Consider the following 12423-nt stretch of genomic DNA (forward strand, 5'->3'; position numbering starts at 1 on the left):
CGCGCGCCCCGGTCAGGGAACCAGGATCTTCATGGTGAAGCCGATGGTATCCTTCGGGCCATTGCCGGCGTCGTAGAAATTGTATTCGTAGCTCAGCCCGAACTGCACCGGGGTGGCGCCCAGGGTGACCAGCTTGTTGACCTGCAGGCCCAGTGGCAGGCTGACCCAGTCGTTCCGCTCCCAGTCATAGGTCACCGACATGTCGGAGGTGCCCATTGACCAGCCATCCTGCATCGCGACGTTCACGATCGGCTGGATCACCGACAGGTTCACCGGGTTGCGCCCAGAGGTGCCGCCCATGTCGATCAGGTTCTGGTTGAAAAGGCCCCAGATCCCCCAATCCGCCGTTGCGATGAAGCCCGCCGCCGGTCCAAGCGCCCAGCGATCCGCAGAGACTCCGGAGGCACCCGTGGGCAGCAGCGCCACGGCCCCAAGGCCGAACCGCCCCCAGGGTTGATCGAAGGTGGTCAGGTTGAACACCGTCATATCGGAGAACCCGCTGGTGCCGGTGGGACTGTCCGTCAGGTAGCCCAAGGTGAGGCGGAAGATGTTGCTGGTCCCGCCCAGCTCATAGGGCAAGGCCATGCGGAACTGCAGTGTGTTGCCTTCCGCGTCGTCGCGCCCGTGATAGCCGTAGGTGTAGAAATCCTGGAACAGGTAGGCGGTCAGCGAGGCGGTGGGATCGCTGGCGGCCGTGGACAGATCCTGCGCGTCGCTCTGCGCGAGGGCCGGGCCGGCAAGCAGCAATGAGGTCGAGAAGGCGAAGGCGGCGATGCGTCCAGTCATGGCAGGGCCCTATGCGTTGAAAGTGCGTGTTCCAAATGCGCTCAATCGACAGCCGCAGCACTGGAACCCGCACCGGACTGCCCCCTTGGATGCCTGTCATGCTCTCACCAAGTGGCGGGAATTGAAACAGGATTCTGCAACCATGGCGCGTTCTGTCGCCGGGCTGCACCATGTCGCTGGGCCCCGAGCAACAGCCTTGCGCACGCCCCGAAAAGCCACGGCCTTTATTGCTTTTTTCCAGCACTGGCGGCACCTTGCTGTGACGAGGTCAGGAACGCGCCCGTCCCCGCGCCTGACGCCTTTGAGAGAGGAACATTCATGAAACCACTTGCACGTCCGGCCGCAGTCGCGCTGTGCCTTTGCGTGACGGCAACCTCCGCCCTGGCCCAGGAGGTGGCGGATACGATCTATTCCGGCGGGCCGATCCTGACGATCGACGACGCCCAGCCAAGGGCCGAGGCCGTGGCGGTCAAGGATGGCCGCATCCTTGCCGTCGGCGCGCTGTCGGATGTGAGTGCCCACCGGGGCGAGGGCACGCAGGCCTTCGACCTTGCCGGGCGCACCATGCTGCCCGGCTTCGTAGACAGCCACGGGCATGTGGTCATGGGCGGATTGCAAGCGCTGTCGGCCAACCTGCTGTCCCCCCCGGATGGCAAGGTCACCGATATCGCCGCACTTCAGGCCGCCCTGAAAGACTGGGCCGAAAAGAACGCCGCGGCGGTCGAGAAGGTGCAGATGATCGTCGGCTTCGGCTACGACAATGCCCAGTTGGCAGAGCTGCGCCACCCGACCCGCGAAGACCTTGATGCCGTCTCGACCGAGCTTCCGGTGATGATCGTGCACCAGTCAGGGCACCTTGGCGTGGCCAATTCCAAGGCGCTTGAGCTTGCCGGCATCACGGCAGAGACAGAGGACCCCGCAGGCGGCGTCATCCAGCGCGCCCCGGATGGCACACCAAACGGCGTGCTTGAGGAATATGCCTTCTTTACCGCGATCCTGCCGATGCTGTCCCAGCTCGGCTCCGACGGGCTGAGCGAATTCGCCCGGGCCGGCGCAGAGATGTGGGCCCGCTTCGGCTACACCACGGCGCAGGAGGGCAGATCCTCTGGCGGGATCGTCGCGGCGCTGAAGGCGGTGGATGCGTCGGGCAATCTGCCGGTGGATGTCATCGCCTATCCCGATGTGCTGGAATCGCGCGACTTCATCGCCGACAACGTCTCTCTCGACTATGACGGGCATGTGCGCGTGGGCGGCTGCAAGCTGACGATCGACGGCTCCCCTCAGGGGTTCACCGCGCTGCGGGACCGTCCCTACCATGATCCGGTGGGGGATTACCCTCCGGGCTATGCAGGCTATGCCGCCGTCACCATGGAACAGGTCCAGGATGCGGTGGACTGGTGCTATTCCGAGGGCATCCAGGTCATCACCCATGCCAATGGCGAGGGGGCCTCGGACATGCTGATCGCGGCGCTTGAGTCAGCCCAGGCAAAGCATGGCGATCCGGGAAACCGGCCCGTGCTGATCCACGGCCAGTTCCTGCGCGAAGACCAGGTGGACAGCTACAAGCGCCTTGGCGTCTTCCCCTCGCTCTTCCCGATGCACACATTCTACTGGGGTGACTGGCACCGCGAACACACGGTGGGCCCGGTGAATGCAGACAACATCTCTCCCACGGGATGGGTGCGCGAGCGCGGCATGATGTTCGGCACGCACCACGATGCGCCGGTCGCCTTCCCGGATTCCATGCGCATCCTGTCGGCCACCGTCACCCGGCGTACCCGGTCAGGGGATATCCTGGGCCCGGCACAGCGCGTGGACGTGATGACGGCGCTCAAGGCCATGACGATCTGGCCCGCCTGGCAGCAATTCGAGGAAGACGACAAGGGCAGCATAGAGACCGGCAAGATGGCCGATTTCGTGATCCTGTCCGATGATCCCACCGCCGTCGATCCCGAGGCCCTGGCGCAGCTGCGCGTGATGACGACGATCAAGGAGGATCAGGTGATCCACGAGGCGCAGGGGGCAGAGCAGAAGGGAGAGCTTGATCCGCTGCCGACCCGCTTTGCCTTCAGCCCGGAGGCGGGAGAGCAGTTCCTGCACGTGATGTATGACGGGCTGACCGCTCACGACTAGGCCGCAGGCCGCGCAAGGGCGGCCGCTGTCCTGACCCCTTGGCAACCCGCGTTGCCCCAGGGGGTGCAGGGTCCGAAAGAGCGACTCTTCCGGGCCCTGCGTATCGGCTTACTTGCGGTCGCTGGGGCCGCTCGCATCCACGGTGGCGGCAAGTGCGGTCAGCACGTTGCGCATCGACAGGATGCCCACCTGCCGGTCCCCGTCCATCACGCGGAAGGTCAGGTCTGCATTGCCCTTGCCCTGTGCAATCACCTCTTCCAGGGTGGCGGTTGTCCGGACCTCCCCATTCGTTTCGCGCGGCTCTTTCGTCCGCTCCATCACCGTGCGGGCGCGCAGCACGCGGGCGCGGTTGATGTCCGCGATGAAGTCCACGATGTAGGGATCGCCCGGGTTCATCAGGATGTGCTGCGGCTCACCCTGCTGGATGACCTCGCCATCCTTCAGGATCACCAGGTGATCGGCCAGCTTCAGCGCCTCGTCGAGGTCGTGGGTGATGAAGATGATGGTCTTCTGAAGCTCGCGCTGCAGCTCCAGCAGCAGGTCCTGCATGTCGGTCCGGATCAGCGGATCGAGCGCGGAAAACGCTTCGTCCATCAGCATGATGTCGGAGTTCGACGTCAGCGCGCGGGCGATGCCGACACGCTGCTGCATCCCCCCCGACAGCTGGTGGGGATACTGCGCGCCCTGCCCTTCCAGCCCGACACGGTCGAGCCACTTGGTCGCCTCCGCCTCGTAGCTGCGCCGGGTGGAGCCGCGCACGATCATCGGCGTGGCGACATTGTCCAGCACGGTGCGGTGCGGCAGCAGGGCGAACTTCTGGAACACCATCGACATGTTGGTCCGGCGCAGCTCACGCAGGCGGGCCTCGCCGTAGGTCATGATGTTCTCGCCGTTGACGATCACCTCGCCGTCGGTCGGGTCGATCAGCCGGTTGAGGTGCCGGATCAGCGTCGACTTGCCAGAGCCCGAAAGCCCCATGATCACGGTGATCTCACCGTCCTGCATGTCGACGTTGATGTCGCGCAGGCCCAGGACGTGGTTGTGCTTTTCCAGCAGCTCGTCCTTGTGCATGCCCGCCTTGGCCTGTTTCAGCGCCTCTTCCGGGTGGGCGCCGAAGATCTTGTAGAGGTTCCGGATGGAAATCTTTGGGTCAGTCATCTTGGACCTCTCACTGCTTCTGGGCGGCATTGACGCGGGCAAGGGCCGCCTTGGTGGAGCGGTCGAGCACGACCGCCAGCAGCACGATCCCGAGGCCGGCAACAAGGCCGACGCCCAGTTCCAGATTCCGGATGCCGCGCAGCACCAGCACGCCAAGGCCCGGGGCCGACACCATGGAGGCGATCACCACCATGGCGAGGCTCATCATGATCGTCTGGTTCACGCCGGCCATGATGTTGGGCAGCGCCAGCGGGATCTGCACCCCGAACAGCTTCTGCCGCTTGGTCATGCCGAAGGCATCGGCCGCCTCGATCACCTCTGGATCCACCATGCGGATGCCAAGGTTGGTCAGGCGCACCACCGGCACGATGGCGTAAAGGATCACCGCGATGCCGTAGAGCTTGGGTTCGGTGACGGAGAAGAGGAAGATCAGCGGGATCAGGTAGACGAAGGGCGGCAGGGTCTGCAGCATGTCCAGCACCGGGATCATGATCCGCTCCAGCCGGTCGCTGCGCGACATGGCGATGCCTATGGGCACCCCGAAGAGCACCGCTATGAAGGCACAGACCGCGATGATGGCCAGCGTCTGCATGGCGTAATCGTAGTAGTTGATGAAGGCCAGCAGGCCGAAGACCAGCAGGATGAAGCCGGTCAGCTTCACCGAGCGGCTGATCAGCGCCACGATCAGCGCCAGGATCGGGATCATCACGAACCAGGGGGTTTCCTGGAACAGCCAGAGCGCCCCGTTCAGCGCCCAGGACAACGGCTGCGTCAGCGGATCGAGCACCACGGACAGGGAGTCCTTGATGTCGAGGAACCCGCGTTCCAGCCCGCGTGTCAGCTCGCGGGCCTGCGGGAAGCTGGCGCAGGCGTCGTTCAGGGCGTTCATCGAGGGGAAGGGCGTGTCCCAGACGGTCGTGTCGGGCGTTGCGCCCGCCTGCCCCATCAGGTCCGCCATCGACATGGGCGCGCTGCTCGCCCCGCTGCCGTCACACCAATCGCGCAAACCGAGGCTGTCAAAAACCCAGTCGTAGGTAGCCATCTAACTATCCTTCTTGTCATGGAAAACGGCCGCCCCTTTCCCCGGGGCGACCGTCAATCACCGGGACCGCGCGCGCGGTCCGGATCGTCTTACTGCTCGAGCAGCTGGGACAGGTTCGCGGTGGCCTTGTCGTCCAGCCAGCCGGACCAGATGTCCTTGTGGTTGGTCAGGAAGTAGACCGCGCCCTCTTCACCGGAGGCGGAGTTGTCATCCATCCAGCTCAGCGTTTCGTTCATCACGTCGTTGGGGAAGGTCATCTTGGACAGGAAGTCCACGAGTTCCGGGTGCTCGCCCTCGAAGTCGGTGGTGACGGCGGTCGAAACCGGCGCCGGCGGGAAGGAGGTGCGACCGACGTTTTCGGCGTCCGGGTTCTGGGAAGCCTTGTGCGCTTCCTCGTCGTAGGCGCCCATGTCGACCTGCACCATGTCATAGCGGCCGATCACGGCCGTCGGCGCCCAGTAGTAGCCGAACCAGGGTTCTTCGTTCTCGAAGGCAGAGGCGATGGAGGTCGCCAGCGTTTCGCCGGAGCCGTGGTTGAAGACCTCGATCCCTGCGTCCTGAACACCGAAGGCGGGCAGCAAGTTGTCGTTGAAGACGCGGCAGCCCCAGCCCTCGGGGCAGTTGTGGAAGCGGTTGCCGACCAGCTCGGGGTTGGCAAGGATGCCGTCGATGGTCTTCAGCTCGGGGTGTTCCTCGGCCAGGTAGGCCGGGATCCACCAGGCATCGATCCCGCCCGGATCCAGCACGGCGCCCAGTTCGACCACGCGGCCTTCTTCCTTCAGCCGCTCGTAGACCTGGCCGGTGGCGTTGGTCCAGAGCTCCGTCACGATGTCCGGCTCGCCGTTTTCAGCCACGGAGGTGATCGCGGGCACGGTATCGGAGGGCACGATATCGACGTCGCAGCCATAGCCCTGCTGCATGATGAAGCTTGCGACATTGGTCACGACCGAGGCGGAGGCCCAGTTCATCTGGGTGATCGACACCTCACCGCAGCTGTCGTCCTGCGCGAAAGCGGGAGCGGCCAGCAGCGTCAGGGCTGCGCCGGCAAGAAACTTGTTCATTCTGTTCTCCTTTAGGGGGAATTGGCCTTGGAAGGGAAAGCGGGCGGTAGGTAGCGGCCCTGGGCCGCCCTCCGAAACACCTTTGAATTCCGTCACTTGGGCCATCAGCGCGGTGGCTATCACTAAAAACGACATTATTGAACCGTGAAACGTCGTTTTTGTACCATCAATCGCGTTCAGGGCTTAATTTCCCAGCCCTGGTTGGCGTTTAACGGGTGTCGCTCTGCGATCCGGGCGGCGAAATCGGGCGCGCGGGATAGCGCGGGGGCGTCAGGGACGCGAAGATCGTCGCATTGAAAAAGCGGCCCGATCGCGGCAATGTCCGCGTGATGCTGTCGCTTGGCGAAAAGGTCTCGGTCGCCGGGCCACCATACGATGACGCTGTGCCCGGTCCAATGACTGGCCGCACCCCGTCCCGAAAGAGCAGCCGCCGAAGGATGCGGCCCTGCCGGAGCCTTTCTTCCACAACGCCAAGCGCAAGCAGATCCTTGTCCACACTCCCGCCGAGCTTCTCGGCCATGATCCGGTATCCCCATGACACAACGCCTATCCGACGTCATCGCAACCGCCAGGGCAGAGGGGCGCCCCCTGCTGAATGGCTGGATGATGACCCCCGAACCCGCCGTGCTGGAGGCAATGGCCCCCCATGGCTGGGACTGCGTCACGCTTGACCTGCAACACGGGCAGATCGACCAGACCCAGGCCCGGACGCTGGCGCGCACGGCCACCGGGCTGGGGCTGCCGCTTCTGGCGCGCCCGGCCTGGAATGACGTGGCGATGATCTCCCGCCTGCTGGACGACGGTTTCGAAGGGATCATCTGCCCGATGATCAACTCGGCCGAGGACGCCCGCAGGCTGGCCGCCGCCGCCCATTACGCACCGCGCGGCGCACGCAGCTACGGGCCGGTCCGTGCAAGGGTCGCCTTTGGTCCGGATTACTTCGCCGGCGCGTCCGACAACCTGCTGGTCCTCGCCATGATCGAAACGAAAGAGGCCCTTGCCGCCCTGCCCGAGATCATCGCGGTCGAGGGGATCTCCGGCGTCTACGTGGGCCCGGCGGACCTGAGCCTGTCCATGATCGGGCACCCCACCGGAGAGCCCAGCGATCCCACCGTGACGGCGGCTGTCGACCAGATCCGCAAGACGGTGCAGCAGGCCGGCGGATTGGCAGCCGTGCACAACCTGAGCGTGGATCACACCATGAAGATGGCCGACAAGGGCTGGGACATGGTCACCGGCCCCTCGGATGTCGGCCTGATCGCCGCCGCCTCTGCCGAGGCCGTGCGCCGCATCAAGGGCCGGTAAGGCGCACCAAAGCCGGCGGATGCCCCCCGGATTGGATGCGAATCGCGTCCCTCTATTCTGAAAAACTGCCGCGCCGGCTCCCCCCGCGCGTCAGATCCCCTTTCCAGCCCGTGCCGCCTGGCGCCCGCCACGGCGCGAAAAAAGGCCCTGTAAAGGCGCGACGCAACCCCCCGGAAAATTTCGCAAAAAGTCACTTGTTTGCCCTAGCGCAAAGAAGGCCCTTCGGGTCGTCGATAGACTCGTTCTCAGACAGCATTCAGACCGGAAAGGAAGTGAACATGCTGACGAGAAGAGCCGCGCTGCTTGGGGGCGCATGCATCGCCGCCTCCCCCCTGCTGATCAAGGCCGCGCAGGCAGAAGAGATCATGGATACCTCCATGGCGCCCGCGCCCGACCTGTCCAACCTCAAGCGTGTGAAACGCCGGCTCGTGCGCCCGCCGATGGTGCATGACCACGAACAGCAGGCCCCCGCCGAACCGCGAATCATCGAGTTCGAAATGCGCATCGTCGAGAAGGAAGTGGAGGTCGACACTGGCGCCTACCTTCAGGCGATGACCTTCAACGGCTCCATTCCCGGACCGCTGATGGTGGTGCACGAAGGGGATTACGTGGAATTGACGCTCTACAATTCCCCGGAAAACCTGATGCAGCACAACATCGACTTCCACGCGGCCACCGGCGCCCTGGGCGGCGGGTCCCTGACCCTGGTGAACCCGGGCGAAAAGACGGTGCTGCGGTTCAAGGCCACGCGGCCGGGCACCTTCGTCTATCACTGCGCCCCCGGCGGTCCGATGATCCCCTGGCACGTCGTCAGCGGCATGTCCGGTGCGATCATGGTCCTGCCCCGCGACGGGCTGAAGGACGACAAGGGCAACCCGGTCAGCTACGACCGCGTCTTTTATATCGGAGAGAACGATTTCTACATCCCGCGCGACGAGAACGGCGAATTCAAGCGGTTCGCGGATGTCGGCGAAAGCTATCCCGACACGCTTGAGGTGATGAACGGGCTGATCCCCAGCCACGTCGTGTTCAACGGCAGCGTGGGCGCGCTGACGGGCGACAATGCGCTGCACGCGGCGCAGGGTGAAAAGGTGCTCTTCGTGCACAGCCAGGCCAACCGCGATTCCCGCCCGCACCTGATCGGCGGCCACGGCGACCTGGTCTGGGAGACCGGCAAGTTCAACAACCCGCCGGAACGCGATCTTGAGACCTGGTTCATCCGCGGCGGCTCTGCCGGGGCGGCGCTTTACGAGTTCCTGCAACCGGGGGTCTATGCCTATGTGAACCACAACCTGATCGAGGCGGTGAACCTTGGCGCGACGGCCCACGTGGTGGTCGAGGGCAATTGGAACAACGACCTGATGGAGCAGGTCCAGGCCCCGATCGAGTACAACTCCGCATACGAGGGCAGGACGGCGCTGCCGTAACCGGCGCGACCGTCGAAAGAAGACCCGGGCGGCTGGCACAGGTCAGCCGCCCTTCCCCGGTTCGGGAGATCGGACATGACACCCTCGGACAGCAAGCCCTTCAAAATCACTTCCAAGGCAGCGATAGCTTGCGTCGCCGGCCTGCTGGCGTCGACGGCCCTCGCGCTGCTGGCCTGGCCGCAGGCCGACAGGGCCCCTGCCCCCTTCCCCGCGCCAGAGGTCATCGCGATCCCGGCGGGCACGATCAGCTACCGCCCCTTCGGCAGCTTCGAAAAGGCTGGCAAGGCGCAGACCCCGGCGACGGTCCCGACGCAGGTCAACGGCATCGCGATCATGAAATACCAGGTCAGCCGCGCCCAATATGGCGCCTGTGTCGCGGCGGGGGCCTGCGATCCCGGCCCCTCTTCAGGCGCGGACCTGCCCCAGACCCAGGTCAACTGGACCGACGCCCACGCCTTTGCCGATTGGTATTCCGCTCTGACCGGAGAGGCCTGGCGCCTGCCGACGGACCGGGAATGGCAGCTGGCGGCAGCCGAGCGTTACGGCGACGCGGTGGCCGATCCCGGGGACCTGGATCCGGGCGAAAGGATGCTTGCCAACTACAAGGCCGGCGTCCTGCTGCGCGGCACCGCCAGCCCGACGCTGCGGCCCGCAGGCGGCTTCGGGGTCAATTCGCGCGGCGTCGCGGACATGGCGGGCAATGTCTGGGAATGGACGGATGGCTGCATGGAAAGCGGCACGCTGAACCCGGATGGCACCATCGCGCGCAGTGAGCCCTATTGCTGGGTGCGCATCGCCGGCGGGCGGCACCGCGCGGCGATCGTGGATTTCATCCGCGATGCCAGCGTGGGCGGTTGCGCCGTCGGGATGCCGCCCGATCACCTTGGCTTCCGCCTTGTGCGCGATACCGCAGGCACGCGCCGCCGCTGGCTTGCCTTCCTCTGACGCGCGGGCGGTCGAGATGCTGATTGACGCTTCGCCCAGGCGAAACAAGCGCGGCCCTGACATGCATCAGGGCCGCGTCTTTCTCAGGAGTCATCCCAATATATTCCGGTTTCTGAATAAATATCAGGAAGCCTGGCTGTAGCGCGCGCCATCGGCCACATGAGCATCGAAGCGGCTTGCCACGATCCGGGTCAGGGCGCGGCCCTCCGGGCGGACCGAAAGACTATCCGCCGTGACCTCGACAAGATCGCCAAAGCTTTCTGCCACAAGGGCCATCTCGCGCCTCAGCCGATCCGCACCAGCCCCATGGACGGCGCGCAGCGCGGCAAGGTCGAGCCGGAAATCGCACATGATCATCTCGATCGCGCGGGCGCGCAGAAGGTCGTCCGGGCTCATCACGTGGCCCCGTCCGCCTGCCAGCTCTCCGGCTTCGATACGCTGCACGTAAGCAGGCGTCGCGGCGGCGTTCTGGACATAGCCCGCCGGCAGCTTGGAAATCGAAGAGGCCCCAAGCCCGATCAGCGTCGGGCAGGTGTCATCGGTATAGCCCTGGAAGTTCCGGCGCAGGTGTCCGGTCTGCGCCGCCTGGGCCAGCCCGTCACCGGGCCCGGAAGCGACGCGCCGCGTGCTCTGCCAGCTCGAAACGCGCGACCTCCTTGGGCAGGACCTCTGCGTCGATCAGCTGCTGGCGCTTAGAGACCCAGGGCACATGGGCATAGCCGAACAGCGCCAGCCGGTCCGGCACAAGGTCCAGCACCTTGGAGACCGTATCATCAAGCCGCGCGATATCCTGGTGCGGCAGGCCATAGATCAGGTCCGCGTTCAGCGACCGGATGCCGGCGGCGCGCAGATCCTCGACGCAGGCGCGCGTGATGTCGAAGGGCTGAAGGCGGCCGATGGCCTCCTGCACGAGGGGGTCGAAATCCTGGATGCCGATGCTGGCGCGGTTCATGCCTTCTTCCGCCAGCGCCTGGATCTTGGCGCGGTCCACCATAGTCGGGTCGATCTCGACAGAGAACTCGTGATCCTCGGTGGGCGGAATCACCGCGCGCACCGCCTGTGCCAGCCGGTGGATCAGCGCGGGCGGCAGGATAGTGGGCGTCCCCCCGCCCCAATGCATCCGCCCCATGCGAAGCCCCTTGGGCAGGATGTCCTTCAGCAGGGCCAGTTCCTGTTCCAGCGTGCCGATGTAGCTTTCCACCGGCGTCAGCGTCTTCGTGCCCTGCGTCCGGCAGGCGCAGAACCAGCACAGCCGTTCACAGAACGGGATATGCAGATAGACCGAGACCGGCACGGCCGGGTCCAGCGCGGCAAGGGCCTGCGCCTGCTCGGCCGCGCCAACGGCGGGCGAGAAGACGGGGGCCGTGGGATAAGAGGTGTAGCGGGGCACCCGGGCATCGAAAAGGCCCAGGGATCCAAGGCGGTCAATCTGTTTCATGCGCCCGGTATCGCGCCCCTGCCCGCCCCGCGCTTTGCGCAGGATCAAACTCAGACCGGAAAAGGCGAAACCCCGATCACGAGGCCGTGTAGGTGCAAGGCCCCCATCCAGAGGGCCAGGCCAAGCAGGGCCCGCAGCGCCATGCGCCGGCCATTGGAAGCCCGCCAGCTGGGGCGGAAAAGCGGCGCGACAGAGAAGATCGCGGTATTTGCGAAGAAGACATCGGACTGCGGGCCCATCACCCGCCGTGCCCGCGCGTCAAAGGCCGGGATGGCCGCGATGGCCATGACGACGAAGCTGGCGAACAGGATGACGTGGGCCAGATCCCCGTTCACCACCAGGTGCGACCCGGACCAGAGCGCGAGCGCCAGGAAAAGCGGGTGGCGCGACAGGGCGGCAAAGCCCGGCGCCTGCGGATCGAAAGGCGCCTTGCGCGCGCCGCCCAGCGTGGCGGGGCTGGCCACCCCGGCCCCGCAGGTTACCAGCATGGCCGCAAGTGGCATGGCAAGGTTGGGCAGCCAGCGCATCCAGGGCATTTGCGGCCAGAGCGCGACGTAGGGCGCCCGACCGGCCGCCGCGATGACCCAGACCAGCAGGGCAAGCGACAGACCCCCGTAGACAGCGAAGTAGGCGCGCCGTCCGACCACCCCGATCAGCCGCTCCCGCAGCCCGCCGATCCGGGGCAGGAAGTGACTGGCGACGAACAGCGCCAGCGCCAGAATGTATGCGCTCCAGCCGGTCATTTGCCCTCCGTCTGCTGCTTGAGCCGTTCGATATGAAGGGCAAAGGCCCAGGTCGCCGGACATCCGATCACCAGCCCGCCGGCGGCGGCCTGCCAGGGCGACAGCACCGGCCAGCCCAGCCAGGAGGTGATGAGCGAGGCAAAGAACAGGTTTACCCCCATGGCCCCTGCCCCGAACGGGTATAGGGCCGCGAAAAGGCCAGCCTGGGGTCTCATCTGCGGCTCACCAGCATCTGTACGGCCACCAGCGCGCCCAGCAGGGCAAGGGAGGCCAGGAGGTACCAAAGCTCGGCGCTGTCGGTCTGCGGCTGCGGGATCGGGCGCTGGAACCCCTCGGCCAGGGCCGGTGCGGGCAGGATGAGGGCGAAGGTGAAGATGCGTTTCAT

General features: G+C 65.6%; 12 protein-coding genes and 1 pseudogene. 4 read left to right on the forward strand and 9 right to left on the reverse strand.

The genetic code is table 11. From position 1 onward, the window contains the following. Positions 1 to 12 precede the first annotated feature (12 nt). Positions 13 to 786, reverse strand: coding sequence for a hypothetical protein (locus HCZ97_RS11450; protein ID WP_167688853.1), 774 nt, complete (start codon positions 784 to 786; stop codon positions 13 to 15). 318 nt (positions 787 to 1104) lie between these two features. On the opposite strand from HCZ97_RS11450, the gene HCZ97_RS11455 reads away from it, so the two are divergent. Then, positions 1105 to 2919, forward strand: a complete 1815-nt coding sequence (locus tag HCZ97_RS11455; protein ID WP_167688854.1) for an amidohydrolase — start codon at positions 1105 to 1107, stop codon at positions 2917 to 2919. 108 nt (positions 2920 to 3027) lie between these two features. Here HCZ97_RS11455 and HCZ97_RS11460 read toward each other — a convergent pair whose 3' ends face one another. The 4 genes from HCZ97_RS11460 to HCZ97_RS11475 all read right to left on the reverse strand — a co-directional run bounded on the left by HCZ97_RS11460 (position 3028) and on the right by HCZ97_RS11475 (position 6700). Then, positions 3028 to 4077: a glycine betaine/L-proline ABC transporter ATP-binding protein gene (locus HCZ97_RS11460; protein WP_167688855.1), complete on the reverse strand. Its 1050-nt coding sequence runs from the start codon at positions 4075 to 4077 to the stop codon at positions 3028 to 3030. Between the two features lie 10 nt (positions 4078 to 4087). Beyond that, positions 4088 to 5119, reverse strand: coding sequence for a proline/glycine betaine ABC transporter permease (locus HCZ97_RS11465; protein ID WP_167688856.1), 1032 nt, complete (start codon positions 5117 to 5119; stop codon positions 4088 to 4090). Between the two features lie 89 nt (positions 5120 to 5208). Then, on the reverse strand, positions 5209 to 6180 hold the full coding sequence (locus HCZ97_RS11470; protein WP_167688857.1) for an ABC transporter substrate-binding protein: 972 nt from the start codon (positions 6178 to 6180) through the stop codon (positions 5209 to 5211). A 208-nt stretch (positions 6181 to 6388) separates the two neighbouring features. Continuing rightward, a complete protein-coding gene (locus HCZ97_RS11475) occupies positions 6389 to 6700 on the reverse strand; it encodes a hypothetical protein (protein WP_167688858.1) in 312 nt (103 codons plus the stop codon). A 14-nt stretch (positions 6701 to 6714) separates the two neighbouring features. Here HCZ97_RS11475 and HCZ97_RS11480 point away from each other — a divergent pair, with 14 nt between their 5' ends. From HCZ97_RS11480 to HCZ97_RS11490, 3 genes are all read left to right on the forward strand, one after another. Beyond that, positions 6715 to 7485, forward strand: a complete 771-nt coding sequence (locus tag HCZ97_RS11480) for an HpcH/HpaI aldolase/citrate lyase family protein (RefSeq protein WP_167688859.1) — start codon at positions 6715 to 6717, stop codon at positions 7483 to 7485. A gap of 278 nt (positions 7486 to 7763) precedes the next feature. Continuing rightward, entirely contained in the window at positions 7764 to 8912 is a 1149-nt protein-coding gene (nirK, locus tag HCZ97_RS11485) for a copper-containing nitrite reductase (protein ID WP_167688860.1), read from the forward strand. Between the two features lie 75 nt (positions 8913 to 8987). Next, a complete protein-coding gene (locus HCZ97_RS11490; protein WP_167688861.1) occupies positions 8988 to 9857 on the forward strand; it encodes an SUMF1/EgtB/PvdO family nonheme iron enzyme in 870 nt (289 codons plus the stop codon). 123 nt (positions 9858 to 9980) lie between these two features. Here the strand turns inward: HCZ97_RS11490 and hemN are convergent. From hemN to HCZ97_RS11510, 4 genes and pseudogenes are all read right to left on the reverse strand, one after another. After that, a pseudogene (gene hemN / locus HCZ97_RS11495) lies at positions 9981 to 11295 on the reverse strand (oxygen-independent coproporphyrinogen III oxidase). A 50-nt stretch (positions 11296 to 11345) separates the two neighbouring features. After that, a complete protein-coding gene (locus tag HCZ97_RS11500; RefSeq protein ID WP_167688862.1) occupies positions 11346 to 12038 on the reverse strand; it encodes an NnrU family protein in 693 nt (230 codons plus the stop codon). After that, positions 12035 to 12253: an NnrT protein gene (locus HCZ97_RS11505; protein WP_167688863.1), complete on the reverse strand. Its 219-nt coding sequence runs from the start codon at positions 12251 to 12253 to the stop codon at positions 12035 to 12037. Before HCZ97_RS11505 ends, HCZ97_RS11500 begins: the two co-directional genes overlap by 4 nt. After that, entirely contained in the window at positions 12250 to 12423 is a 174-nt protein-coding gene (locus HCZ97_RS11510) for a hypothetical protein (RefSeq protein WP_167688864.1), read from the reverse strand. Before HCZ97_RS11510 ends, HCZ97_RS11505 begins: the two co-directional genes overlap by 4 nt.

Source organism: Pseudooceanicola sp. HF7 (genome assembly GCF_011806405.1).
In the GTDB taxonomy this organism is placed as follows: domain Bacteria; phylum Pseudomonadota; class Alphaproteobacteria; order Rhodobacterales; family Rhodobacteraceae; genus Pseudooceanicola.

Coding starts and splice junctions, on each gene's coding strand:
- HCZ97_RS11450 (WP_167688853.1), bottom strand. CDS start 786: ATGACTGGACGCATCGCCGCCTTCGCCTTCTCGACCTCATTGCTGCTT.
- HCZ97_RS11455 (WP_167688854.1), top strand. CDS start 1,105: ATGAAACCACTTGCACGTCCGGCCGCAGTCGCGCTGTGCCTTTGCGTG.
- HCZ97_RS11460 (WP_167688855.1), bottom strand. CDS start 4,077: ATGACTGACCCAAAGATTTCCATCCGGAACCTCTACAAGATCTTCGGC.
- HCZ97_RS11465 (WP_167688856.1), bottom strand. CDS start 5,119: ATGGCTACCTACGACTGGGTTTTTGACAGCCTCGGTTTGCGCGATTGG.
- HCZ97_RS11470 (WP_167688857.1), bottom strand. CDS start 6,180: ATGAACAAGTTTCTTGCCGGCGCAGCCCTGACGCTGCTGGCCGCTCCC.
- HCZ97_RS11475 (WP_167688858.1), bottom strand. CDS start 6,700: ATGGCCGAGAAGCTCGGCGGGAGTGTGGACAAGGATCTGCTTGCGCTT.
- HCZ97_RS11480 (WP_167688859.1), top strand. CDS start 6,715: ATGACACAACGCCTATCCGACGTCATCGCAACCGCCAGGGCAGAGGGG.
- nirK (WP_167688860.1), top strand. CDS start 7,764: ATGCTGACGAGAAGAGCCGCGCTGCTTGGGGGCGCATGCATCGCCGCC.
- HCZ97_RS11490 (WP_167688861.1), top strand. CDS start 8,988: ATGACACCCTCGGACAGCAAGCCCTTCAAAATCACTTCCAAGGCAGCG.
- HCZ97_RS11500 (WP_167688862.1), bottom strand. CDS start 12,038: ATGACCGGCTGGAGCGCATACATTCTGGCGCTGGCGCTGTTCGTCGCC.
- HCZ97_RS11505 (WP_167688863.1), bottom strand. CDS start 12,253: ATGAGACCCCAGGCTGGCCTTTTCGCGGCCCTATACCCGTTCGGGGCA.
- HCZ97_RS11510 (WP_167688864.1), bottom strand. CDS start 12,423: ATGAAACGCATCTTCACCTTCGCCCTCATCCTGCCCGCACCGGCCCTG.